The organism is Paraburkholderia sp. RL17-383-BIF-A, assembly GCF_046028015.1.
In the GTDB taxonomy this organism is placed as follows: Bacteria; Pseudomonadota; Gammaproteobacteria; order Burkholderiales; family Burkholderiaceae; genus Paraburkholderia.
On the sequence record NZ_JARESR010000021.1, the window covers coordinates 23,087 to 48,493 of the forward strand.

The 25,407-nt window shown below is 60.5% G+C and carries 22 protein-coding genes; 14 read left to right on the top strand and 8 right to left on the bottom strand.

Features of this window, described 5'->3' with window-relative positions; translation table 11 throughout:
* Window positions 1–189: 189 nt before the first annotated feature.
* From P0D71_RS22700 to P0D71_RS22710, 3 genes are all read left to right on the top strand, one after another.
* Window positions 190–1,506 (top strand): PQQ-dependent sugar dehydrogenase, encoded by a 1,317-nt coding sequence (locus P0D71_RS22700; protein ID WP_091804570.1) that lies wholly within the window; start codon window positions 190–192, stop codon window positions 1,504–1,506.
* Between the two features lie 298 nt (window positions 1,507–1,804).
* Window positions 1,805–2,074 carry a hypothetical protein gene (locus P0D71_RS22705; protein WP_408183759.1) on the top strand — a complete coding sequence of 90 codons (270 nt, stop codon included), beginning with the start codon at window positions 1,805–1,807 and terminating at the stop codon, window positions 2,072–2,074.
* Window positions 2,075–2,166: 92 nt separating this feature from the next.
* Window positions 2,167–2,754 (top strand): hypothetical protein, encoded by a 588-nt coding sequence (locus P0D71_RS22710; protein ID WP_408183757.1) that lies wholly within the window; start codon window positions 2,167–2,169, stop codon window positions 2,752–2,754.
* 40 nt (window positions 2,755–2,794) lie between these two features.
* Here P0D71_RS22710 and P0D71_RS22715 read toward each other — a convergent pair whose 3' ends face one another.
* From P0D71_RS22715 to P0D71_RS22735, 5 genes are all read right to left on the bottom strand, one after another.
* Window positions 2,795–3,448 carry a response regulator gene (locus P0D71_RS22715; protein ID WP_091804579.1) on the bottom strand — a complete coding sequence of 218 codons (654 nt, stop codon included), beginning with the start codon at window positions 3,446–3,448 and terminating at the stop codon, window positions 2,795–2,797.
* Window positions 3,449–3,781: 333 nt separating this feature from the next.
* Window positions 3,782–5,164 (bottom strand): MFS transporter, encoded by a 1,383-nt coding sequence (locus tag P0D71_RS22720; protein WP_408482229.1) that lies wholly within the window; start codon window positions 5,162–5,164, stop codon window positions 3,782–3,784.
* A 238-nt stretch (window positions 5,165–5,402) separates the two neighbouring features.
* Complete coding sequence (gene glyA, locus P0D71_RS22725) at window positions 5,403–6,662, bottom strand: serine hydroxymethyltransferase (RefSeq protein WP_408482230.1); 1,260 nt, start codon at window positions 6,660–6,662, stop codon at window positions 5,403–5,405.
* A gap of 79 nt (window positions 6,663–6,741) precedes the next feature.
* Entirely contained in the window at window positions 6,742–7,956 is a 1,215-nt protein-coding gene (locus P0D71_RS22730; protein ID WP_408482232.1) for a M24 family metallopeptidase, read from the bottom strand.
* Between the two features lie 137 nt (window positions 7,957–8,093).
* A complete protein-coding gene (locus tag P0D71_RS22735) occupies window positions 8,094–9,104 on the bottom strand; it encodes a GlxA family transcriptional regulator (protein ID WP_408301544.1) in 1,011 nt (336 codons plus the stop codon).
* 305 nt (window positions 9,105–9,409) lie between these two features.
* Here P0D71_RS22735 and P0D71_RS22740 point away from each other — a divergent pair, with 305 nt between their 5' ends.
* Window positions 9,410–9,760 (top strand): DUF4148 domain-containing protein, encoded by a 351-nt coding sequence (locus P0D71_RS22740; RefSeq protein ID WP_091804595.1) that lies wholly within the window; start codon window positions 9,410–9,412, stop codon window positions 9,758–9,760.
* A 142-nt stretch (window positions 9,761–9,902) separates the two neighbouring features.
* Entirely contained in the window at window positions 9,903–10,688 is a 786-nt protein-coding gene (locus tag P0D71_RS22745) for an alpha/beta hydrolase (RefSeq protein ID WP_408183744.1), read from the top strand.
* Window positions 10,689–10,797: 109 nt separating this feature from the next.
* On the opposite strand, the gene P0D71_RS22750 is transcribed toward P0D71_RS22745, so the two are convergent.
* A complete protein-coding gene (locus tag P0D71_RS22750) occupies window positions 10,798–11,187 on the bottom strand; it encodes a hypothetical protein (RefSeq protein ID WP_408301548.1) in 390 nt (129 codons plus the stop codon).
* 430 nt (window positions 11,188–11,617) lie between these two features.
* On the opposite strand from P0D71_RS22750, the gene oxlT reads away from it, so the two are divergent.
* The 7 genes from oxlT (at window position 11,618) to P0D71_RS22785 (ending at window position 20,659) form a co-directional block, all read left to right on the top strand.
* Window positions 11,618–12,949 (top strand): oxalate/formate MFS antiporter, encoded by a 1,332-nt coding sequence (oxlT, locus tag P0D71_RS22755; protein ID WP_408183740.1) that lies wholly within the window; start codon window positions 11,618–11,620, stop codon window positions 12,947–12,949.
* Window positions 12,950–13,013: 64 nt separating this feature from the next.
* Window positions 13,014–14,756, top strand: a complete 1,743-nt coding sequence (gene oxc / locus P0D71_RS22760) for an oxalyl-CoA decarboxylase (protein ID WP_408482234.1) — start codon at window positions 13,014–13,016, stop codon at window positions 14,754–14,756.
* Between the two features lie 25 nt (window positions 14,757–14,781).
* Complete coding sequence (gene frc, locus P0D71_RS22765) at window positions 14,782–16,032, top strand: formyl-CoA transferase (RefSeq protein WP_091804609.1); 1,251 nt, start codon at window positions 14,782–14,784, stop codon at window positions 16,030–16,032.
* A gap of 104 nt (window positions 16,033–16,136) precedes the next feature.
* Entirely contained in the window at window positions 16,137–16,568 is a 432-nt protein-coding gene (locus P0D71_RS22770) for a PAS domain-containing protein (protein WP_091804612.1), read from the top strand.
* Between the two features lie 161 nt (window positions 16,569–16,729).
* Window positions 16,730–17,656, top strand: a complete 927-nt coding sequence (locus tag P0D71_RS22775; protein ID WP_408482235.1) for a LysR family transcriptional regulator — start codon at window positions 16,730–16,732, stop codon at window positions 17,654–17,656.
* A gap of 354 nt (window positions 17,657–18,010) precedes the next feature.
* Window positions 18,011–19,228, top strand: coding sequence for a YbfB/YjiJ family MFS transporter (locus P0D71_RS22780; protein WP_408482236.1), 1,218 nt, complete (start codon window positions 18,011–18,013; stop codon window positions 19,226–19,228).
* 159 nt (window positions 19,229–19,387) lie between these two features.
* Window positions 19,388–20,659, top strand: coding sequence for an MFS transporter (locus P0D71_RS22785; RefSeq protein WP_091804622.1), 1,272 nt, complete (start codon window positions 19,388–19,390; stop codon window positions 20,657–20,659).
* A gap of 18 nt (window positions 20,660–20,677) precedes the next feature.
* On the opposite strand, the gene pstS (P0D71_RS22790) is transcribed toward P0D71_RS22785, so the two are convergent.
* Window positions 20,678–21,712 (bottom strand): phosphate ABC transporter substrate-binding protein PstS, encoded by a 1,035-nt coding sequence (gene pstS / locus P0D71_RS22790; RefSeq protein WP_408482298.1) that lies wholly within the window; start codon window positions 21,710–21,712, stop codon window positions 20,678–20,680.
* Window positions 21,713–21,981: 269 nt separating this feature from the next.
* On the opposite strand from pstS (P0D71_RS22790), the gene P0D71_RS22795 reads away from it, so the two are divergent.
* Entirely contained in the window at window positions 21,982–22,932 is a 951-nt protein-coding gene (locus P0D71_RS22795) for a CHAD domain-containing protein (RefSeq protein WP_408482239.1), read from the top strand.
* Between the two features lie 61 nt (window positions 22,933–22,993).
* Here the strand turns inward: P0D71_RS22795 and P0D71_RS22800 are convergent, their stop codons facing one another.
* Window positions 22,994–24,031, bottom strand: coding sequence for a transporter (locus P0D71_RS22800; RefSeq protein WP_408183725.1), 1,038 nt, complete (start codon window positions 24,029–24,031; stop codon window positions 22,994–22,996).
* 308 nt (window positions 24,032–24,339) lie between these two features.
* Here P0D71_RS22800 and pstS (P0D71_RS22805) point away from each other — a divergent pair, with 308 nt between their 5' ends.
* A complete protein-coding gene (gene pstS / locus P0D71_RS22805; protein ID WP_091804637.1) occupies window positions 24,340–25,365 on the top strand; it encodes a phosphate ABC transporter substrate-binding protein PstS in 1,026 nt (341 codons plus the stop codon).
* The last annotated feature ends 42 nt before the right edge of the window (window positions 25,366–25,407 follow it).

The following is a 25,407-nucleotide window of genomic DNA, read 5'->3' on the forward strand; positions in this document are numbered from 1 at the left end:
GGCAACCCAGATCGACTGCCGACAAACAGATGTCCATTCTAAACAATGCTAACGACCTTATCTTAAGGAAATCTGATGCCGCGCATGGAACCGGGAAATTGGCCAATGCCGCGTCCTGCCACCTGATAGGCAGGCTTCTTGCTGCACAGCTTTGAGCAGCATCCCCAAAGCCGATCGCCAAGAGAAAAAATGCGCCTATTCAAACGTCTGGTAGTTTTACTGATCTTGCCGCTGACCGCGTGCGCGATCGGCCCATCGAGTTCTGCTGATAACGGTTTCGGCGCCTCGCCCGCCATGCCGGCTCCGCAATCGACGCTGCTTCCGATGGTCAACATCGCGCCTGTTCAGGCGCGCCCAGATGGCTCTATGCCGAGCGCCCCCGACGGTTTTTCCGTCACCCGGTTCGCCGGCGGCCTCGCGCACCCACGCTGGATTTACACGCTGCCCAACGGTGACGTGCTCGTGGCGGAAAGCGATGCACCGAAAGAACACGACGAAGGAAGCGGCCTGTTCGGCTGGGTCAGACGGCAGGTAATGAAGCGCGCGGGCGCGGGCGTGAGCAGTCCCGATCGTATCGTGCTACTACGCGACGCGAACAACACGGGCGTTGCCCAGATGCAAACCGTGTTTATTGGCGGCCTTCATTCGCCGTTCGGAATGGCGCTGATTGGCAATGAACTCTACGTGGCCGATACGGACGCTCTCCTGCGTTTCGACTATGTCGAAGGCGCCACACAGATCACCGGCCCCGGGGTCAAGGTCGCCGATTTGCCAGCCGGTCCGATCAACCACCACTGGACCAAGAATATTCTCGCCGACCGCTCGGGCAAGCACCTCTATATCACGGTGGGATCGAATAGCAACGCGGGCGAAAATGGCATCGACGCCGAGCAGGACCGCGCACGGATACTCGAGTTCGACGTGAAAACCGGCGGTTTGCGTCCGTATGCGACGGGACTGCGCAATCCCAATGGCCTCTCGTGGCAACCCGACAGCGGCGCATTGTGGACGGCGGTCAACGAGCGGGACGATCTGGGCAACAACCTCGTACCGGACTACATGACCGCGGTAAAAGATGGCGCGTTTTATGGCTTTCCCTACAGCTACTACGGCCAGCACGTCGACCAGCGAGTCAAACCGCAACGTCCCGACCGCGTTGCTGCGGCGATTGCACCGGACTATGCGCTGGGCAATCATACGGCTTCGCTAGGTCTCGTCTTTTACGACCGAACGCTGTTTCCCGCGCACTATCGAGGCGGCGCATTTGTCGGCCAGCACGGCTCGTGGAACCGCAAGCCGCACGCTGGTTACAAGGTTGTGTTCGTGCCTTTCGTCGACGGAAAACCTGCTGGCGCTCCTGAGGATTTCCTGAGCGGCTTTCTGACCGCGGATGGCCACGCGGTAGGACGGCCCGTTGGCGTCGCACTGGATGCGCACGGGGCGTTGCTCGTGGCGGACGACGTAGGTAACACCGTCTGGCGAATCGCGCCACGTAGCAGCATGTGATGGATGCGCACTTGTGCGAACGGGTTTCGGGAACGGCCAAGGTCGATGCTGACGTTCAGCCGTGCCCGATTTACAGCCCGATTTACAGCCCGATCGCATTACCCATGTCAAACCAGTTGATCCTGGTCAACCGCCTCCAGCGCCCAAGGCGCCAAATAGACGTTGATGACCCCATTGCACTGTCTGCCATGTCTCTTTCGAAGATCGGGGCCGGAGATTGGTCGCCAATGGCCGTCAATCCGCGCTACTAGCGGATAGAAACTTTTCTTTGACGCCTTGACCTTCTGGAGGTACCAGCATGAAAAGAATTCTCCCGGCCCTATTGATTGCGCTCGCGTCTGTCGGCACGACGCAGGCTTTGGCTCAAAACGCCGCACCGTCCGGTGCACCGGGCGCTGAATCCAGCGACACCATTGTGCAAATGAGAAGTGAAATCCGTGCCGCAAATGAGACTTACCGTGCGAAAGTACGCGCGGCGAACAAAGTCCGGGATCGCGAAGTTGCCAAGGCGCAAGCCGAGCGGACCAAAGCCATCGAGGCCGCCCACTCGGGAGGAGGTAGTAGCTGAAGTGGCCGGAAGCCGACTCTGGCGTAGGCCACAGTCGGCTCGCAGTCGGCTGTTTCCTTGCGCCACTTCTCGTCCAAGCCAACGGAGTTCCTGTGGAAGAGCGGATACAGCATCTCTTGAACCAGATCAGCGTACTGGAGTCCGAACTGCAAACGGAGCTGCATCAACGCGAAATCAAGCTTTTCTATCGAATCACCGGCAAACGTGTCGAATTCGACGAAGCGGTGGGCAAGGTCCACCGGGAATTGAAAGTGGGCATTGTTAGCTGGATTCTTTCCAGCCGTCCACAGAACTTTCTCGCGGCTCCGTTCGTCTATGGGCTCGTTTTCCCTTTACTATTTCTCGATGTTTGCATTTCGGCTTACCAGGCAATCTGCTTCCCGATCTACGGCATCGTGAAAGTCAAACGTGCGGACTATATCGTGATGGATCGCTGGCAACTGCGCTATCTGAACTTTATGGAGCGATTCCATTGCGCATATTGTGAATATGCCAACGGCCTCATCGCTTACGCTACAGAAATCGCCGCGCGCACTGAGCAGTACTGGTGTCCCATCAAACACGCTCGCAAAGTGTTAGGCACTCATGCAAGGTATGAGCGATTTCTGACTTACGGCGAAGCGGAGCAGTATCAGGCACATCTTGCGCAGTTTCGCGACGCACTGCGTAAGCAGGAGTGATAGTGCGTGGTGGACTGGTCTCCTGAATTGTCTGGATGGCTCAGATTGCTTCGAGACCGCCATCCTCAAAGAGGTTGTGGTGCACCGCGTATCGCACAAGGGCCGCGTCGTTAGGAAGGCTCGATTTTTCCAGAATCTTCGTCCTGTGGGTGCTGACCGTTTTCGCGCTCAACCCTAGTTTCTCGGCGATAGCAGTCACGGATTCGCCTGCCGCGATCAGAAGAAATACTTCGAATTCCCTCGCCGACAAACGCTGGTGAGGCAATGCGGAACCCGTATCGGCGAGGCCGTGGGCGAATTGATCGGCCATTGCAACACTCACATATATACCGCCTGTCCCAACCTTTCTCGCGGCGTCGAGGAATTCCGCGGCCGAGCAATTTTTGGTGATGTACCCGGATGCTCCCGCTTTGAATGCACGGGCCGCAAACGATTCCTCGGCGCGCATGGTGACAACGAGAATGCGCAGCGCGGGATTTTCGCTCTTGATCAGGGAAATGAGATCGAGTCCGTGGACGCCAGGCATGAGCAAGCCGAGCGTCAAAACGGCCGCATCAGTTGTTCCCGCAAGCAAGAGCGTGCTTGCGCCATCAAAGGCCTCGCCAACGATGCTGAAGTCCCCCGCGCAACGGAGAATCGCGCGTAAACCCTCCCGCACGACGCCGTGCGCGTCAGATATTGCCACCTTGATCATGGAAACTCTCATGGAAAGGGAGCGAGATTGCCCTTTCATCATGTTCCGTTGACTGCGCATGTCGAACGCTATTTTGTAACTGTCCGGACCTTCCGGTTTGTTTCTTGCAGAGAGCGGATTTCACCTGTGAGCGCCTGGAACTGGGTACTTATGATTTAGAACGTCACAGCTTTGTCCGTGATGTGTTGAAAACACGTCTCGAACGAATCGTATGTCAAAGGCTAATGAACCGCTATCGACCCGGCCAGGACGCTCAACCTGAGCGAGTCGACTGTTCTTCTCCTGCTCATCGGCGACGAGATACCAGTAAGGTTGCCCCCACGCTACCGCTACTCAATCATCTGCCAGCGGACTGCGCGACGTCTCCTTACTCGCGAGCATCGCCACGAGTGCAACGCCTGCCGCGCCAACCAGATACCACGCTGGCGCAAGCTTGTTGCCCGTCACGCCAATCAACCACGTGGCGACCAGCGGCGCCGTGCCGCCGAATAGCGCATTCGCCGCATTGAAGCAGAACGCAAAGCCGCTGTAGCGCACGCGCGTCGGAAAGATCTCGGACAGAAAGCACGGCAGCGTACCGTCGTTCATCGTTAGCAACGCGCCGAAGGCAATCTGAATCATCACAATCGTCACGAAGTTTGCGCCAACCAGGCTCTTGAAAAGCGGCACGGTCAGCACCGCGAACAGAATCGACGCGCCAATCAACATCGTCTTGCGGCCGACGCGATCGGACAGCGCCCCCATCAGGAAGATGAGCCCGATGTATGCGGCAAGCGAAATCGTTGCGGCGATGAACGACTCCGTTTCGCCCACGCCCATTTCCGTCGACAGATACGTCGGCATATAGCTGAGCACCAGATAAAACGCCACCGCATTCAGGCAGGTCACGCCGAAAGCGACCAGCATCTTGCCGCGATGTACGCTCATCAACTCTTTTACGGGTGCGCGCGGAACGTGATGGGACGCTTCTAGCGCCTTGAACTTTGGCGTGTCTTCGAGACGCACGCGAATATATCGCCCAATCAGTCCGAATGGCGCGGCAAGGAGGAACGGCAAACGCCAGCCGAATGAGTGCAGTTGTTCTGTCGTCAGCACGCCGTGCAACACCGCCACGAACACCGAACCGAACAGCAGTCCCGCCGCGGTGCTCGCCGGCACGATGCTCGTATAGACGCCGCGTTTGCCCTCGGGCGCGTACTCGGCGAGGAAGGCGGACGCGCCGGCATATTCTCCGGAAGCCGAAAAGCCCTGCACCACGCGAACCAGCAGAAGCAGGACCGGCGCGAGCACGCCGACTTGCGCATACGTAGGCAGAAACGCGATGACGAATGTCGAGCAGGACATGATCAGGATAGAAAGCGAGAGTGCCGTTCTACGCCCGATCTTGTCGCCGAAATGGCCCCAGACTATGCCGCCAATCGGCCTGACGATAAATGAAATCGCGAACACGCCGTACGCGGCAAGCAGTCCTGTCACCGAATCCGTCTTCGGGAAAAAGACGACCGCAATGATCGTCGCAAGATAGCCGTACGACGCGTAATCGAACCACTCGACAAAGTTGCCGATAAAGCTCGCCGTCGCCGCGCGTTTGAGCAGACGTCCGTCGGCATGGTTACGACCCTGCGCGGCACCCGATCCTTGCAATGGAGCGACGCCACCCGGCGCCATCACGCCGGCACCTGCTGAATGACCTGAAACCGCCTTTCTGGTACTCATCTACGATCTCCAAACGTGAAAGCATGAAACTGCCTGGTTGTGTTGACGACTCTTGCGACGGTCTCTACGGGTCTCGTTTGCTCGACACACGCGTAGGCCGTTTGCGCCAATCATCGGTAGCCAAGTGCGCTGTGGCGCCGGTCAGCTTGACGCCGAGCGCCCGCATCGGTTGGTAGGGTTGGCGTCATTGAATCCGGGCAGGAGCAAATTCAAAAGTGCTGCCGTTCACGGCTTAAGCTCAGAAACCCGCATACACGGGAAAGCGTGCGCACAATTGCGACACCTGTTCGCGCACACGGTTTTCGGTTTCTGCGTCATTAAGGTTGTCGAGCAGGTCGCAGATCAGCGTCGCGGTCAGTGCCGCTTCCGCCTCTCCGAATCCGCGCGTCGTGATCGCGGGTGTGCCGATGCGGATGCCGCTTGTCACGAAGGGCGACTGCGGATCGTTCGGCACCGCATTCTTGTTGACCGTGATATGCGCGCGCCCAAGCGCGGCGTCCGCGTCTTTGCCGGTGATGCCGTTTGCGATCAGGCTCACCAGGAACAGATGATCGTCGGTCCCGCCGGACACGACGTCGTAGCCGCGCTCGTTGAATACGGTCACCATCGCACGTGCATTCGCCAGCGTTGCCTGTTGATAGGCCCTGAATTCTGGGCACGACGCTTCCTTGAACGCCACCGCCTTGGCCGCGATTACGTGCATCAACGGGCCACCCTGCGTGCCGGGAAACACCATCGAGTTCAGCTTTTTCTCGATCGCCTCGTTCGCCTTCGTGAGAATCAGGCCGCCACGTGGCCCGCGCAGTGTCTTGTGCGTGGTCGTCGTGACCACGTGCGCAAACGGCAGCGGGTTCGGATAAAGGCCTGCGGCAACCAGTCCCGCCACATGCGCCATATCGACAAAAAGATAAGCGCCCACACGATCCGCAATCTGCCGGAAACGCGCAAAGTCGAGTACACGCGAATACGCCGAGAAGCCGGCCACGATCATTTTCGGCTGATGCTCGACGGCCAGACGTTCAATCTCGTCGTAGTCGATCAGACCGGTTTGCGGATCCACGCCGTATTGCACGGCGTTGTAGAGCTTGCCCGAGAAGGACACCTTCGCGCCGTGTGTGAGGTGGCCGCCATGCGCGAGACTCATGCCGAGAACCGTGTCGCCGGGTGCGAGGAGTGCCAGATACACCGCCGCGTTCGCCTGTGAGCCGCTATGTGGCTGTACGTTTGCATAATCCGCACCGAAGAGAAGCTTGGCGCGCTCGATAGCCAGCGACTCGACTACATCCACGTGTTCGCAGCCGCCGTAATACCGCTTGCCCGGATAGCCTTCCGCGTACTTGTTCGTCAGCACCGACCCCTGCGCTTCCAGCACGCGCGGGCTCGCGTAGTTTTCCGACGCAATCAGCTCGATATGCGCTTCCTGACGCTTGCGCTCGAGGCGCATTGCGTCGGATAACTCCGGATCGAATCCGGCGATGGTCTGTTCTTTTGAAAACATCGAAAAGTCTCCTGCAACATCATGTTTACGCCTGCGGCCCCAGCCGCAGGACCAGGTCGCGACTGATCCGGTTCAGCCCCTAGCGAGCTTTGATGATGTTGTGGTCCGGGCCGTACTTGAAGCCGGTGATGTTCGTCGCGTCTTTTTCGCCCACCACCAGGATGTCGTGCTCGCGGTAACCGCCCGCACCGGGCAAGCCTTGCGGCACCATGATCATCGGCTCCATTGAAACGACCATGTTCGGTTCGAGTACGGTGTCGATGTCTTCACGCAGTTCGAGCCCCGCTTCGCGGCCGTAGTAGTGCGAAAGCACACCGAACGAATGGCCGTAGCCAAACGTGCGGTATTGCAGCAGGTTGTACTCCGCGTAAATCTTGTTCAGTTCGTGAGCGATATCGCTGCAACGGGCACCGGGTTTGAGCAGCTTCAGACCGGCTTCATGCACTTCGACGTTGACCTTCCACAACCGCAAATGCGCATCGGAACAGTGATCGAAGAACATGGTGCGCTCGAGCGCCGTGTAGTACCCGGCAATCATCGAGAAGCAGTTCAGGCTGAGAATGTCGCCCTTCTGCACTTTGCGCGTAGTGACTGGATTGTGGGCACCGTCCGTGTTGATTCCGGACTGGAACCATGTCCACGTATCCATCAGTTCGGAATCCGGGAAACGTTTGGCGATTTCGCGCACCATCGCCTGAGTCGAGGCCAACGCGACTTCATGTTCGGGCACGCCTTCGTGTACGGCCGCCGCGAGGGCCGCGCCGCCCACGTCGCAAACGTTGGCACCGTGCTTGATGATTTCGATTTCTTCGGCCGACTTGATCATGCGCATGCGCATGGTCTGCGCGCTGATATCCACGAACTCCACGGACGGAAGCGCCGCTTTGAGTTTTTCCAGCACCCCCACCGGCACGTGATCGAACTCGATGCCCACGCGCCCCCTGTTAGCGATTTCCTGCTGCACGCCGCGAAAGAAGTTGTCGCGCTGCCAGTCTGTATAGACCACGTTGTAGTCGCCGACCGTTCGACGCCATGGCTGGCCACCGTCGATATTCGCCGAGATGGAGACCACTTTCCCCGGCGTCACGACGAGCCCGTACTTACGGCCAAACGAGCAATACAGGAAGTCCGCGTAGTAGTTGATGTTGTGATACGACGTGAATAGCACGGCGTCGATATTCTCGTTGGCCATCAACGCGCGCAGCTTGCCTTGGCGGTTCGCATATTCCGCATCCGAGAAGGTGTGCTTTACCTTTTCGCCATTCTCGATTCGAATCAGATTTTCCAGTTTCATGCGCTCGCTCCTTGGTGAAAACGCCAGTAGGTGTGAGCGAATGGTAGGAGTTCGGCGGTTTCGAAAGTTTTCTAAAGCGACACTACATTTATTGATTTCGACATCGAGGGTTTACCACGGCGGGGGGCTTTACAGCTTTAGAGTGCGCTCTGGTAGCGCCGGCGGTCCGCCATCGGCGAAATCTGGAACTGCGCCTTGTAGCGCGTCGCGAAGTGCGTCATGGAAGCGAAGCCAGTGCGCGCGCACACTTCTTCGAGCGGCTTGCCGGTGCGATAGAGCAACTGCCGGGCACGCAGCAGCCGAATCTCCAGATACGCCTGAGCCGGTGTCTTGCCGAGCCGCTCACTGAACCAGCGTTCGAGCTGGCGTTGCGAGACGCCCAGATAAGAAGCGACTTCCGCCACGGAGAGTGGCTCTTCCACGTTGCTCTCCATGATTTGCAGCGCCTCGTCGAGCTTGACATGTTCGGCGCCCATGTACTGCCGCAGCGACGTACGTTGCCGTTGCTCGTGACTGCGCCGCTCGGCGACCAGCAATTCGAGCACGCGCGCAGCAAGTGACCGGCTGCCGGGCGGCATGCCGAGCAGATGCACCATCAGGTCCAGTGGCGCGACGCCGCCGCTGCAGGTATAGCGGTCACGATCCACCTCGTAGAGACGGTTGGAGACGATCAGTTTCGGGAATTGCCCTAGCAATACATCCTGATCTTCCCAGTGAATCGTGCAGCGGTAGCCATTCAGCAAACCCGCACGGGCGAGAAAGTAGCTGCCCGTGTCGAGACCGCCTAACGCCGTGCCGCTGCGTGCGTGCAGACGGAGCCAGTCGAGCACCGCGCCAATGCCTTTGCGTGGAATCGGATTGGGGCCGACCACGAACACGGCGTCGAACGACCCCGAGTCGGCGATCGTTGCATCGGGCAGGACCTTGATGCCGTCGCTGGACTGCGCATAGTCCCCGCCCGTTCCGATCAATTGATAGTCGTAGACTCTGCGTCCAACGATCATGTTCGCGATTCGCAAAGGATCGACTGCGGCGCCGAGCGCGATCAGGGAGAAATTGTCTAGCAGCAGAAATCCATATTTTCTGACGCCGAGGTCATGCAGCCCGTTCGGGTTGGATTCTTCAGACGCGACCACAGTGGCTGGCATAAATGGAATGCGGACGGGACGAACAATGGAAGGCGCTTGATGGTGCAGCCACCATCATAACGGCGTTTCCTTCGACTGCCGCAGAGATCAAAATCCCCAGCCGGACAAGGCCTCGGCGCTTTCTGTCAATCTTGTAATCAAGCGGTGGGCGTCACGTCACCTTCAAAGTCGCAATATGGTGTCCAGACGTTCACGGAAAGCGAGCCCGGAGCGCCTCTCTCCGATGATAGTTCGACATGCAGCCCCAAGTATTCTCGCAAAATGCTCGCCAATTAAACATCGCATTTATTTAGGAGTATCAAATCATGAAGAAAGCTCTTGTTTGTCTCGCCCTCGCCGCAAGCGCCCTGTCCGCACCGATGCTCGCCCTCGCGCAATCAAACGCGCCGGTGACACGCGCCGAAGTTCGCAGCGATCTCGTGAAGATTGAAAAGGCAGGCTACAACCCGGCCGAACGTGATGACGCTACCTATCCGGCTGATATCCAGGCCGCGGAAGCGAAGGTCGTGGCGCAAACCAGCCAGCAACAGGCGACGCAGGGTTATGGCGGTTTGGCGCACAGCGGCAGTTCGTCCTCGGGTTCGCGCTCGTACGCCGCGACGCATACCAACTGCGTCGGTCCGGCCAGCTTCTGTACGCCGTACTTCGGCAGCTGAATGGTGCAGTCTCAGGTCTCTTTCGGGTCTCGTGCCGTCACTGCGCGCGCGGGGCCTGACTTGATCCTGATGTGATCTTCGCCATTTGATTTTCACCACCACTCACTCGCTTTAGTCGAAAACGGAGTCTCTCGTGAGATTGATGCCTCTCTTAGCCTCAGCCTTGTCATTGTCAGCCGGTCTTCTCGCGTCGAGCGGCGCAATGGCACAAAGCGCCCCGCCCAAAACCGCTGCAATCAAGAATATCGTTCTGGTGCACGGAGCGTGGGTGGACGGATCCGGCTGGAAACCGGTGTACGACATTCTGACCAAAGACGGCTACCACGTCAGCCTTGTGCAGGAACCGTTGACGTCACTTGAAGACGACGTAGCCGCAACGAAGCGCGTTCTCGATTTGCAGAACGGCCCGACCATCCTCGTGGCTCACAGCTATGGCGGCTCCGTCATCACGGAGGCGGGCGTTCATCCGAATGTGGTCGGACTGGTCTATGTCGCCGCGCATGCGCCGAACATCGGCGAAGACGAAGCGGCGCTCGGCAAAGGCATGCCCAGTTACACGTCGCAACAGGCCGGCGCGATCAGGAAAACCGACGATGGCTACACGTACTTGAACCCCGCGGATTTTCCGAAGGACTTCGCCGCCGACCTGCCGCTCAAGACAGCGACATTCGAATCGAATGCTCAGATCCTGACTGCGGCGAAGGTGTTCTCGACCCCGCTGACGGCCGCCGCCTGGACGACCAAGCCGAGTTGGGGCATCGTGGCCGCCGACGACAAGATCATCAATCCCGATCTCGAGCGCTGGTACTACGCGCGAGCGCATAGCCACACGACGGTCATTCCCGGCGCGAGCCATTCGGTGTATGAGTCGCGTCCGAAGGAAGTGGCGGCAGTCATCGAAGACGCCGCACGGCACGCGCACGACTAACGCGCGACAGGGTCGGGAATCCGCACGCAATAGGCGTCCGGACAGCACGTCCGACCGTCCCTCGCTGCCCGCGTCCCGGCAAGGAACGCGTGCACGCCGCACTCCGCGCCTATACCCCCGCCAGCGCAGGCAGATCTATCTCGAACGAAACGCTGTCGCGTCGGCCGCTTACCTCATGCGGACGTGTCACCTGCGTCGAACGCGGCGCGTCCTCCATACGTCGTGGCAAAGGCGCTGGATAGCGCGCGCGTTTTTTTCCGAGAATGGCCTGACTCAGAAACTCGGCGCTATAGGCGTTCAGCAAGTGCCCATGGTGCGCTTCGATATACGCGGCGATCTGCGCCTGTTCGCCGTCGATCATAGCCAGCGACGCGAGCGTATGCGCATCCCAGCGGAAGCGCAGGCCGAGTTCGTCGAAGGCGGCGTTGTAAGCGCATAGTTGCGCCTGGATTTCAGCTTCATGCGCGCTGTCGCCAGCGTTAGATTGGGCGGGATTCACGGTCTTCTCCTTCAGGCAGGTAGCAGGACGAAGAGTAGAAGCACGCACGAATAAACAACAGTTAAAGTTATTTCGAAAAACAATAACCTATTGTTTATATTTTGGTTTACCCCAACCCGCAAAAAGCGATCGAAATCCGTCCGTCCGCAGAGGGATTCCCACCCCCGATCGCCCTATGGATAAGGGCTGCGCCCCATCCATTACGAATGCCTAATGCAAACCATAAAATGTTTTAACTTTCCCTTATTCCTGTTCTCGCGCAGCATCTTCTCAGACGTGCTGCACCTACGGTTAGGGTTTTCATTGGTGCAGTTCCTTCTGGCCGACCATTGGCGCTTCACTGCCTGACAACCAACCGGCGGCGAAGCGATTCGATCATGTAAGTCCAGCGTGCCGCTCGAGCGCGACGGAAGAGACAGGAGACGGAGACATGGGACATTCCGACGTATCGGACAGAGGCCGTACCGCGTTCACACATCACCGCTGGGTGCAACTCGCCATCGGCATTGTCTGCATGGGGCTCGTCGCGAATCTGCAGTATGCGTGGACGCTGTTCGTCGTGCCGATGGACAACGCCCACCATTGGGGACAAGCGGCGATCCAGAGCGCGTTCACGATCTTCATCGTTACCGAAACCTGGCTCGTGCCAGTCGAAGGCTGGCTCGTCGACAAGTTCGGGCCGCGCCCGGTTGTGATCGGCGGTTCGGTATGCGCGGCGCTCGGCTGGATCATCGACGCGCATGCCAGCAGTCTGACCGCGCTATACGTTGCCGCGGTCATTGCCGGGATCGGCGCCGGCTGCGTGTACGGCACGTGCGTCGGCACGGCGCTCAAATGGTTTCCGGACAAACGCGGTCTCGCGGCAGGCTTGACCGCAGCGGGTTTCGGCGCAGGCGCGGCAGTCACCGTGATTCCAATCGCCGACATGATCCAGCGTTCGGGCTACGAGCACACGTTCATGTTCTTCGGCATTTTCCAGGGTGTTTGCATCCTGTTGCTCGCCACCATGCTGATTCGGCCGAAGCCGCCCGCGACCGCGGTCGTCGCCCGGCGCGTGGTGGCAAGCAAGATCGACTACACACCTGGCGAAATGATCCGCTCGCCGCTCTTCTGGGTGCTGTATCTGATGTTCGTGTTCGTCGCCGCTGGCGGCATCATCGCGACCGCGCAGCTCGGGCCGATTGCGAAAGAATTCGGCTTTGCCAAGCTGCCGGTGAGTCTCATGGGCATCACGCTGCCGCTGCTCACCATGACGCTCTCGATCGACAACCTCTGCAACGGCTTCACCCGTCCCCTGTGCGGCTTTCTGTCTGACCGCATAGGCCGCGAGAACACGATGTTCATGATCTTTCTCGGCGAAGGGGTCGCGTTGCTGGGATTGATGCAGTTCGGCCATAACCCCTACGCATTCATGTTCTTCGCAGCCGCTGTGTTTCTGTGCTGGGGCGAGATCTTCTCGATCTTCCCCGCCACCTGCGCCGACACGTTCGGCAGCAAATACGCCGCCGCCAACGCCGGGACGCTTTATACCGCGAAAGGCACCGCTTCGATGCTGGTGCCGATTGCCTCGGTGTTGTCGGCGAACGGCGGGTGGAGCACGGTGTTCATCTCAGCGGCCGTGGTGTCGATCGCGGCAGCCGTGTCCGCCAAGTTCGTCCTCGCCCCCATGAGAAAGCGCTGGATCGAAAACTCGGGTGCGCGAGCCGGCGTGGTCATCGCCGAAGCGCGGCTGCAGCCGTCGTCCGGCGGCTCCCCCGAATAACCGACACCGTGAGCATCCAGCTCGCGACACACCCCACAACGCCCCGCCAACAAGGAGAGATGTCATGGCAGAAGCCGACCAGCCCACAACAGACGATACGTTGAAACAACAGGCGACCGAAACGACCGACGGATTCCATCTCGTCATCGATGCGCTGAAACTGAACGACATCGACACGATCTTCGGCCTGGTCGGCATTCCGATCACCGACCTGGCGCGGCTGGCACAAGCGGAAGGAATGCGTTTCATCGGCTTTCGCCATGAACAACACGCAGGCAACGCGGCGGCCATTTCCGGCTATATGACGCAGAAGCCGGGGATTTGCCTGACGGTCTCGGCGCCGGGCTTTCTGAACGGCCTGACCGCGCTTGCCAACGCGACCACCAACTGCTTCCCGATGATCCTGATCAGCGGCTCCAGTGAACGCGAAATTGTCGACTTGCAGCAAGGCGATTACGAAGAAATGGATCAGTTGAACGCGGCCAAGCCTTATGCGAAGGCCGCTTATCGCGTGCTGCACGCGGAGGATATCGGCATCGGCGTAGCGCGGGCGATTCGAGCCGCCGTGTCGGGACGACCCGGTGGTGTGTATCTGGACTTGCCCGCCAAGTTGCTCGCACAAACGCTGGATGCCGTGAAGGCGCAGCAGTCGCTGGTACGAGTGGTCGACGCGGCGCCGCGCCAGTTGCCGGCACCGGAGTCGGTCAAGCGCGCAATCGATGTCCTCAAGAGCGCCAAACGGCCGCTGATTCTGCTCGGCAAGGGCGCCGCATACGCACAGGCTGACGCGGAGATTCGCGCGTTCGTGGAAGAAAGCGGCATTCCGTATCTGCCGATGTCGATGGCCAAAGGCCTGTTGCCGGACACGCACGAGCAGTCCGCCTCGGCGGCGCGATCGTTCGTGCTGCAGGAAGCCGACGTCGTCGTGTTGATCGGCGCGCGTCTGAACTGGCTGCTGTCGCATGGCAAGGGAAAAACGTGGGGCGCGGCACCGAAGAAGTTCGTTCAGGTGGATATCTCGCCGACCGAAATCGACAGCAACGTGGCGATTGCCGCGCCGGTGATCGGCGATATCGGTTCGTGCGTGGCGGCGCTGCGCGCCGGTATCGCTGCGGGTTTCACGAAGCCGGCCACGGAGTGGACCGGTGCAATCGCGGAGCGCAAGAACAAGAATCTCGCCAAGATGGCCGCGACGCTCGACAAGAACCCGTCGCCGATGAATTTCCACAGCGCGTTGCGCGCGATCCGCGATGTGCTGAAAACACGCCCTGACATCAACGTCGTGAATGAAGGCGCGAACACGCTCGACTACGCGCGCAGCATCATCGACATGTATGAACCGCGCAAACGCTTCGATTCGGGCACGTGGGGAATCATGGGTATCGGCATGGGCTTCGCGATCGGCGCGGCGGTCACGAGTGGCAAACCCGTCGTCGCGATCGAAGGCGACAGCGCATTCGGCTTCAGCGGCATGGAGCTCGAAACCATCTGCCGTTACGACTTGCCGGTCTGCACGATCGTATTCAACAACAACGGCGTGTATCGCGGCACGGACGTGAACCCGACCGGCGGCAAGGATGTCGCGCCGACCGTGTTCGTGAAGAACGCGCGCTACGACAAGATGATCGAGGCATTCGGCGGCGTCGGCTATCACGCCACCACGCCGGAAGAACTGACGAAGGCACTGCTCGAATCGATCGCCTCAGGCAAACCGAGCCTGATCAACGCCGTCATCGACGAAGCGGCTGGCACCGAAAGCGGTCGACTGACCAATCTGAATCCGCAAAGCGCGGCAATGAAAAAGTAATCTGGGCAACCACGGAGATTTCAACATGACCAAACCTCTCGAAGGCATCAGGATCATCGACTTCACCCATGTTCAAGCCGGTCCCGCCTGCACCCAGTTGCTCGCCTGGTTCGGCGCGGACGTCATCAAGGTGGAACGGCCGGGTTCGGGCGACGTGACGCGCAATCAGTTGCGCGACATTCCCGACGCCGACGCGTTGTACTTCACAATGCTCAACAGCAACAAGAAGTCGCTGACGTTGGACACAAAGAAGCCCGAAGGCAAGGAAGTCCTCGAGAAGCTGATCCGCGAGTCCGACGTGCTGGTGGAGAACTTCGGCCCGGGCGCGCTGGACCGGATGGGTTTTTCGTGGGAACGCCTGAACGAACTCAATCCGAAGATGATCGTCGCCTCGGTGAAGGGCTTCAGCGACGGTCACCACTACGACGACCTGAAAGTCTACGAGAACGTGGCGCAATGCGCGGGCGGGGCGGCCTCCACTACCGGCTTCTGGGACGGTCCGCCGACTATCAGCGCGGCCGCGCTCGGTGACAGCAATACCGGCATGCATCTGGCCATTGGCATTCTGACCGCGCTTCTCGGCCGCGACAAAACGGGCAAGGGCCAGAAGGTCGCCGTGTCGATGCAGGATAGCGTGCTGAATCTGTGCCGCGTGAAGCTGCGCGACCAGCAGCGGCTGGAGCGCGTCGGCTATCTCGAGGAGTACCCGCAATATCCGCACGGCGAATTCAGCGACGTGGTGCCGCGGGGCGGCAATGCGGGCGGCGGCGGCCAGCCGGGTTGGGTGCTCAAGTGCAAAGGCTGGGAAACGGATCCGAATGCGTACATCTACTTCACGATTCAGGGCCACGCGTGGGAGCCGATCTGCAAGGCGCTCGGCAAGCCCGAGTGGATCGATGACCCGGCCTACAAGACGGCGGAAGCACGTCAACCGCATATCTTCGATATCTTCCAGACCATCGAAGCCTGGCTCGCCGACAAAACCAAATTCGAGGCGGTCGACATCTTGCGCAAGTTCGACATTCCGTGCGCGCCGGTGCTGACCATGAAGGAACTGGCCAACGACCCGTCGTTGCGCGCGAGCGGCACGATCGTCGAAGTGCCGCACAAGAAACGCGGCACGTATCTGACTGTCGGCAGCCCGATCAAGTTTTCGGATCTGAAGCCGGAAGTCACCGCGTCGCCGCTGCTCGGCGAACACACCGAGGAAGTGTTGGCGAGCCTCGGCTACAGCCAGCAGCAAATCTTCAACCTGCGCGAAGTCAAAGCGGTTTGATGGTGCTACGCAAGCCCGGCCATCGGCTCGGGCTTGCGGATACGGCGTCGCTGGCGACGCCGTATCCCATTCAGGCATCCGTGTTTTCACAATCGGGGGGCGTCATGCAACATGCCATCGACTTCGAGCAACTTGCCAACGCAATCGGCGACGCGATTGTTATTTCGGATGCTCAAGGCAGCATCACATTCTGGAACCCCGCGGCCGAACGCATGTTCGGGTTTGCGCCAGGCGAAGCGCTCGGCAAGTCGCTCGACCTGATCATTCCGGAACGGTTACGCGGCCGCCATTGGGACGGCTATCACAAGACCATGGCAACGGGCGAAACCCGCTATGGCAACGACGTGCTGCGTGTACCCGCGGTGCACAAGGACGGGCGGTCCATGTCGATTGCCTTTACGGTCGCGTTGCTGCATTCGCCGCAACACGAGCTCACCGGCATTGTCGCCGTGATCCGTGACGAAACCAGCCGCTTTCAGGAGGATCGTCTGCTGCGCAAACGGCTCGCGGAACTGGAGGCGTCCGCCGGCGCGTGAACCGGCGCATGAGCACACGCACACACGCATAATCGCAGACCCACTGAAGGCCGGCGCGAGCCGCATCACCTGCGCCGGCTTCAAAGCGTTCTCGCCGCTGCCCGCGTCCACGCTGTAAACTCTGCCGAATCCCGCTCTCAATCACGCCCGGATCAGGCAACATGGACCGCATCGACGCAATGAAGGTGTTCGTCGCCACGCTCGACGAAGGGAGCCTGGTCGGCGCGAGCCGTCGACTCGGCCGCTCACCCGCGGCGGTGAGCCGGGCTATCGCGTTCCTCGAAGAACATGTCGGAACGGCTCTGCTGCATCGCACGACGCGGACGATCAGACTGAGCGAAGCCGGCGAACGATACGCCGCCGCTTGCCGCCGCATTCTCACCGACCTGGAAGAAGCCGATCTGCTGATCGCCGGCGAGCGCTCCGCACCGCGCGGGCTGCTCACGATCACCGCACCGGTGGCGGCCGGTCAGGACATGCTGCGGGCGATCATCGACGATTTCATCGATCGCTATCCGGCCGTCTCGGTCCGGCTGGATATGCTCGACCGCCCAGTGAGCCTGATCGACGAAGGAATGGACGTGGCGCTGCGCATCGCTCACCTGCCCGATTCGACGCTCGTGGCGATCCCGGTGGGCGAAACGCGGCGGGTCGTCACGGCGTCGCCTCGCTACCTGGCCAAGCACCCGCCGATCGTCGAACCCGCCGATCTTGCCCGGCATCAAATCATCTCCATGACCCACTTCGGCCTGGATTCATGGAGCTTTCCGCCGCCGAATGGCTCGACGATTCCACGTGTCGTGCAGTTCACTCCGCGCTTTATCGTCAACAGTATTCAGGCGGCCGTGGCTTCGGCCGTCGCGGGACATGGCGTCACCCGCCTGTTTTCCTATCACGTCGCCGAGCAGGTCAAGGAAGGATCGCTCGAGATCGTCCTGAGCGACAACGAACCCGCCCCGCTACCAGTCCACCTGTTGACGCCGCAAGGGCGTCTCGCGGTTCCCAAGGTGCGAGAATTCGTCGATTTCGCGGCGCCGCGCCTGCGCCGCCACTTCACGCAACCCCAGCGGACTACGAAGCGCAATTGAATCGACTCGCGGAAGAATGTCTGCCGGTCTACGTGGATTCTCTCTGCAATCGGTTCAATCTAGACTGTGTTCATCGAGATTGCACAGCTCATGCCTTCGGGCCGTACCGGCGAATTCACTGACACGCCCTTCCCCGCACCCGACTCGAACCGGCATTCCTCGTAACGGGCATCAGCCCACGCAGAGACGGCGGCAACGGCGTCGACGCCCAAGGCACTGCATGTCATGTTGCAACTCATTGTGGATTTGATTTGCGATCCTCATGAAATGCATGGCGAGCTGTGAGTTTCGCGCTTATCGCGTCGCGGCCGCCCGGCGGCCGGGTCGGCGCGTAACGGAACAGTGGAGGCAGTCATGCAACGAGCAGTCGCCAATGGATCGATCGCGCCCGCATTCAATGTCTGGCGCGGCACGCTGGCGGGAGCCAGCGCGAGCCTTGTCGGGATAGGCCTCGCGCGTTTCGCCTATACCCCGTTATTGCCGGCTATTGTCAGCGCGCACTGGTTTCCGGCGTCGACTGCAGCCTATCTCGGCGCAGCCAATCTCGGCGGCTATCTGGCCGGCGCGCTCGCAGGCGGCTGGCTGGCGCGGCGATTCGACGCCGCGTCCGTGCTGCGCGCGATGATGCTGCTCGCGACCGTTGCGTTCGTCGCCTGCGCCTTTCCGGTTTCCTTTCTCTGGTTCTTCGTCTGGCGCTTCGCATCCGGCTTGTCGGGCGGTGCACTGATGGTGCTGGCCGCGCCGACGATCCTCGCCCATGTGGTCCCATCGCGCAGAGGCTTTGCAAGCGGCGCGATTTTCAGCGGTATCGGTTTGGGTATCGCGGCGTCCGGGACAATCGTGCCGCTCCTGCTGCGTCAAGGTCTGACCCAAACGTGGCTGGGTCTCGCCGCGCTCTCTCTGGCGCTGACAGCCGTCGCATGGAACGGTTGGCCCGGGCGGGCCGAACCCGCCGTGCAGCACGCGGCGCCTCACGCCGGCCACGGCCGCGCCTATCCGGCGGCCTCGATGCGCGCGCTGTACGCCGAGTATGCGTTGAATGCCGCGGGCCTCGTCCCGCACATGATCTTTCTCGTGGATTTCGTGGCGCGCGGTCTTGGCAAGGGCCTCGATGCCGGCGCGCAATACTGGGTGCTGTTCGGACTGGGTGCGATCGCAGGCCCTCTGCTGACCGGTCACCTGGCCGACCGTGCCGGGTTCGGTCCTGCGCTGCGCGTGGCCTATGTCCTGCAAATCGCCGCAGTCGCGTTGCCGGCTGTCGTACCAGGACCCGTCGCGCTGATCGTGTCGAGCGTCGTGGTCGGCGCGTTCGTGCCGGGCATCGTGCCGCTCGTGCTCGGCCGGGTCAATGAATTGCTCGCGCACCATCCCGCTGCGCAAAAAGGCGCGTGGAGCGCGGCGACCACCAGTTTCGCGGTATTGCAGGCAGTCGCGGCGTATGGCCTGTCATTTCTGTTCGCGCACGACGGTGGCAATTACGCGAGCTTGTTCCTGATTGGCGCGACCTCGTTGGCGCTTGCGTTGGTGGTCGATCTATTCACGGCGCTTCGCGGCGCTCCGAAGCAGCAATAGCGTTGGCGTCACCCCGTTTTCAGCCGACGGCATCCCTCACTCGAACTGGGAGAACCCCATGATCCCGACACACGGTCCCCGCAAGGACTGCGCACCCGTGAACGAACTCGCCGAAGCAGAGGCTCGGCTGTACGCACATTCGGTGTTGGAGAAGACGATATGAGCGCGCGTCCCAATCTCGCTTTGGAGGCCGCTCCGGATATGCGCGGCCTCGACTATTCGGCGCGACACGAGCGTTACTGGCGCCGTAATCTGGCCGTGTGCGTGTTCGGCTCATTCACCACGCTCGTCAGTCTGAGCATGCTGCTGCCGTTTTTGCCCATTTACGTCCAGCAACTCGGCGTGCAGTCGCAGTCCGCCGTCATTCAATGGTCGGGAATCGCGTTCGGCGCCACGTTTCTCGGTACGGCCGTCACCGCGCCCTTGTGGGGACGCCTCGCCGATCGCTATGGCCGCAAGCCGATGCTGGTGCGCGCGGCCGTCGGCATGGCGGTGGTGATGTCGTTGATCGGCATCGCCCACAACGTGCACGAACTCGTCGGCCTGCGCTTGCTGGCTGGACTCGTGGGCGGCTATTCGTCGGCTTCGACGGTAATGGTCGGTACGCAGGCTCCGAAAGCGCGCGCCGGTTGGGCGCTGGGCGTGCTCTCGACCGGTGCGCTCGCCGGCAATCTGATCGGGCCGCTCGTCGGCGGTTTTCTGCCGGGATGGCTCGGCATTCGCGGCACGTTCTTCGCAGGCGGCGCCATGATCGCGGTGGCCGCTTTGCTGACGATTTTCGTCGTCAAGGAAGATTTCGACCCGGCCACGCATTCAAGCCGGCGAGCCGCGGAACATGTGCCGGCGAGCACGCATCGCAACGATTACCCAGTGGTCGCCGCATTGCTGGTCACGGCGATGATGGTGCTGCTCGCCAATATGTCGATCGAGCCGGTCATCACGGTCTATGTCGGCAGTCTCGGCGTGCCGTCGCTTCATCTCGCCCGCGTGGCAGGTGTCGTAATGGCCTGTTCGGCTTTCGGCAGCATGCTGACGGCCGCGCGCCTCGGCGCGTTGGCCGATCGGATCGGCAGCTGGAACGTGATCGTCGCTTGCCTGGTGCTGACCGGTCTCGTGATGGTTCCGCAAGCGTTCGTTCACGCGTGGTGGCAACTGGCCGGATTGCGCGCGCTGATGGGCATGACGTTAGCCGGCCTCCTGCCTGCGATTGCGAAACTGGCGCGCCACGCAGTGGAAGAGCACAAGACCGGTCAGATGCTCGGTTATCTGCAGTCGGCGCAATTCAGCGGACAGGTGGTCGGTCCGATCATCGGCGGCGCGATCGCTGTTCATCTCGGGCTGCATGCCGTGTTCTTCGTGACCGGTTCGTTGCTGGTGGCGTGCGCCGCGCTCGCGCACTGGGCGCGTACCCGTCAGCGCGCGGTGCTTTGATCGGGGCGATCGCTCACCTCATTGACCTGCGACGGCTCCGCCCGACGGATTCCTCACCTTTGCGTGCAACTGCGCGCGAACCTCGTTCCCCACCGCCGGCGGCAACGGGATATAGTCCAGGTCCTCCGCGGCCTGGTCGCCGTTGGTTAGCGCCCAGTCCAGGAATTTCAGCGTTGCCTCACTGCGTTCCGGTTTGTTCAGCGTGCCATGTAGCAACACATACGTCGCGCCGACGACAGGCCACGCGTTCGCGCCCGGTTCATTGGTCAGCATTGGAACGAGAGATCTGGACCAGTCCGCGCTCGCGGCAGCGGCCTTGAATGTCTCGGGTCCCGGCTGAACCACGGTACCCGCGGCATTTTCCATGGCCGTGTACGACATATGATTCTGCTTCGTAAAATCCCATGCAACGTAGCCGATTGCGCCTGGCAGATGTTGCACGAAAGTGGCGACCCCTTCATTGCCTCTTCCGCCTATGCCGCGCGGCCAGCGCACTGAACTTCCCTCACCGACCCTGCTCTTCCACTCGGGGTTGACCTGCGCCAGATAATGCGTCCAGATCAGTGAGGTCCCGGAACCGTCGAGGCGACGCACAACGGCGATTGGCGCGTCAGGCAGCTTGAGCCCGGGATTGATGGCAGCAATGGCTGGAGCATTCCAACTGATGATTTTGCCGAGATAGATATCCCCAAGCACACGCCCCGAGAGAACCAGCTCACCGGGCTTGATACCCGGCAGATTGACGACCGGCACGACACCGCCGATCACCATGGGAAACTGGAGCAGGTCATTCCTGGCAAGCTCGTCGTCGCTGAGCGGCGCATCCGATCCGGCGAAATCCACCTGACTCTCCATGATTTCCTTCACCCCTTCGGTCGAGCCGACACCGCGATAGCTCACCGTGCCGCCGCCTGCCCGCTGGTATGCGCTGGCCCATTTCGTATAGATGGGTGCGGCGAAGGTACTGCCAGCGCCGGTGATGTCAGCGCTGTGCGCTGTGACCGACAAGAACGCGCCGATCACACCGGTCAACAGTGTTTGTGTATAACTCACGAAAGACCTCACTTTAGGTTTGTTGTTGAGGCTCATGAAGTGAAGCTCGCCGAGTAACGAAACCAGTTCTCCCCATTACAGGATGCTGAAGGTCGGGAGGCAAATTGAATCGCTCTATCACAGCCGCATTGCTTCCAACGCGATGCCGGCATGGTTTTGAAAATTGATACGCTGTAGGATTGAAATCGCAGTTTGCAAACCGCCTGACCCGCGCCACCTTACGTTCACCTCACTACCGTCCGCTTCGGGGACTCGATCGATTTGAACCGATGAACTCCACACCACCCATGCGCGACGTTGCTTCTGCAGAAGAGCGGGTTCCGGACGATTCCGGCAAACGCGGCGGGACCGTTTTGCCAGACATGCCGCCGGCCGTGGCCTTCTCGACACTGGTCACGCCAATGGTTGCGCAGGTGGCGCAACGCGTGGGCACTCTATGCGTCAGTGCCGATCCGGAAAGTCTGCACAAACTTCGTGTCGTACTGCGTCGTCTGCGCTCGCTGTGGTGGGCTTACGATCCGCTTATCGACGGATCGCGAGCGAGGCGACAGCGGCGCGAATTCAAGGCGCTGGCCGACTCCGCCGGTCAAACACGTGACTGGGATATCCTGAAACACTTACTGGCAGAGGAGACGGCAATGCCGCGTTCTTTTGCGGCGCTGATCGAAAGTGTCGATTTATTGCGCGGCGATGCGCTCCTGCACAGTCGCGCAACGATCGCCGACGCCAACGTTGAAGCAGTATTGAACCAGGCAATCGCGGGCGTGATGCAGCAACTCGAACCTCGTTCGTTTGACGAGTCGCTTTCGGTATTCGCCGCGAACCGTATTGCAACGGCCAGGAGGGCGCTGCGAAAACGGATGAAGCGTTTGCTTAGGGATCCCAATTCCGGATACGCGGAGTTTCACGAGGTCCGAATTGCCGCGAAAAAGGTGCGCTACCTGCTGGAGTTTTTTGCGCCCGTGATCGAGAGCGGAAACGGGATAGGCGTCGTCGAACTCACGCAAATACAGGACGAACTGGGAAAACTCAACGACGTCGTTGCGAGTGAATCGTTGCTTGTTACGCATGCGCTTCGCCTCGGCGAGCGCGGTATTGCAGACGATGCAATCGCGTATCTGAGGGATCTCAAAGGCGATCGCATGCAGAGCGCCGAAGCATTGTTACGCGCGCTCAGCGATAGGCTCGTTGACGAGCGTCCCGGCTTCGGCATCAACTAGCGGTACTGCGCGCAGCGCCACGAACGCAGAAATCGGGCGCATTGCTTCCCTCTGGCCTACCCTACCGTTCCTTGCGCCGGCGAAATGCCCACCATCCGGCCAGCCCTGTAAAACCGGCCACGAGTAACACCATCACCCAGAAGCCGTGCCGGTTTTCAGCGAGCGGAATACCACCCACATTCATTCCGAAAAAACCCGCGACGATATTGATCGGCATAGCCAGTACCGTCACCAATGTCAGCGTGAAGAGCGTGCGATTGTTCTGCTCTTCCAGACGGGAAATGATCTCCTCCTGCAACAGCCTGACCCGTTCGATCAGACCGGCCACATCCGAGAGAACCACCGAAAACTCCTCGGTCGACTCGCGCAGATCCTGCACGTCATCTGAATGAAGCCAGCGCGGCGGTCTCGCCAGCAGCCGGAAGATCGCGCCAGGTTCAGGCGCGAGCATGCGTTGCAAACGCGTCAGCATACGACGCATCGCGCCCAGATCGATGCGGTTCTGCGTCGGCCGTTGCGACAGGAATCGATCCTCTATCCGGTCGACGTCGGCGCTGGTTCGGCGCACGATCTGCACGAGCAGGTCGGCCTGATCGCGCATCAGGTGAACCAGCAATTCCGCCGGAGACCTGAAAAGCTCGCCTTCCCGAACCGACGCGCGCAATCTGTCGACCGAACGCAGTGGCTTCAGACGCGCGGTCACGATAATCCGCTGGTTCGCGTAAATCCACAGCGTCGCTATTTCGGAGGGAATGAACTCGAGATTGAACATGACGTCGTTGACGACCGCGCGCAGCGCGCCGTCCGCATGCTCGATACGCGTCGAGTGCGAGCCTTCGCGCAAGGCATCGAAAAAAGTCTCGGGTAGATCGAGTTGCGCTCTCATCCAGCGTTCGCTCGCACTATGCGCCAGATTGAAGTGAAGCCAAAGAAACTCGCTCCCTTCTCTTGCGGTGCCGTTCGCGTCGTGCGCCTGTAACCATTCGACGACTTCATCCGCGTCGACGGGCCGGCCGGCATGAGTCGAAGAAAAGAGAAAGCCACAGACCATGCCGGACGAGTCGGCGCCGTAGGTTTGCAGTAGCAGGTCAGATTTCATAAGTCATTCAGCGTTTGCTTCCCATGCGGGTTTGGCATATCCAGTAATTGCCGGCCGATAGTGGAAGCATGACGATCGCCCACCGATGCCGGCCGCAGGCGTCGCACGGATTGAACTGGATGCAAAGGCCCGAGCATATCGCGACCCATCAAAAGAAGGTTAACGTGGTCGTTCTCGCTCGATCGACCTGGATGATCCTTATGATTCCGCAGTCGAATCATTTAACCTGAACGGTCACGAGAACGTCATATTTCAGCCTTAAGTTGCAGCCCATCGAAGGCGACCTCATCGCCACAAGGAGTCTCGACATGAAACTCAAGCAACTTACGCTGTTTCTGTGTGCGCTGTGTGCCAGCGCCGCGCACGCCGCCGACATAACCGGCGCCGGCAGTACTTTCGCCGCGCCGATTTACACAAAATGGGCCGATGCCTATCAGAAAACAGGCGGCGGCAAGGTCAACTATCAGGGCATTGGTTCGTCGGGCGGTATCAAGCAGATCATCGCGAAGACCGTGGATTTCGCCGGTTCGGACGCGCCGCTGAAAGACGACGAATTGGCCAGGAACGGCCTGTTCCAGTTCCCCACGGTGGTCGGCGGCGTGGTGCCGGCGATCAACGTGCCGGGTCTGAAGGCCGGCGAACTGGTGCTGTCGGGTCAAGTGGTCGGCGACATCTATCTGGGCAAGATCAAGAAGTGGAACGATCCCGCGATCGTCGCGCTGAACCCGAAAATCAAGCTCCCTGATACCGACGTCGCGGTGGTGCGCCGCGCCGACGGTTCGGGCACGAGTTTCATCTGGACGAACTACCTCTCCAAGGTGAATCCGGAGTGGAAATCGAAAGTGGGCGAAGGCGCTACGGTGAACTGGCCGACCGGCACCGGCGGCAAGGGCAACGACGGCGTGGCGGCATTCGTGCAGCGTCTGCCGGGCGCGATCGGCTACGTCGAGTGGGCCTATGCGAAGCAGAACCACATGACCTACGCCGCGCTGAAAAATGCATCGGGGACCGTGGTCGAGCCGTCGACCGACACGTTCAAGGCGGCAGCGGCGGGCGCCGATTGGTCGAAGTCGTTCTATCAGATCCTCACGAACGAGCCGGGCAAAAACGCGTGGCCGGTGGTCGGCGCGACGTTCGTGCTATTGCATACGACGCAGGACAAAGCACCGCAAGGCGCGGAAACGCTGAAGTTTTTTGATTGGGCCTTCAAGAACGGCGGCAAGGCAGCCGACGATCTCGACTATATTTCGCTGCCCGAGTCCGTGACGGCCGAAATCCGCTCGCAGTGGAAACAGAAGGTCAAGGACGCGTCAGGCAAGCCTGTCGCGCCCTAGGCTGCGGATAAATCCGGCGCGCGCCGTTCATCACCACGCAAC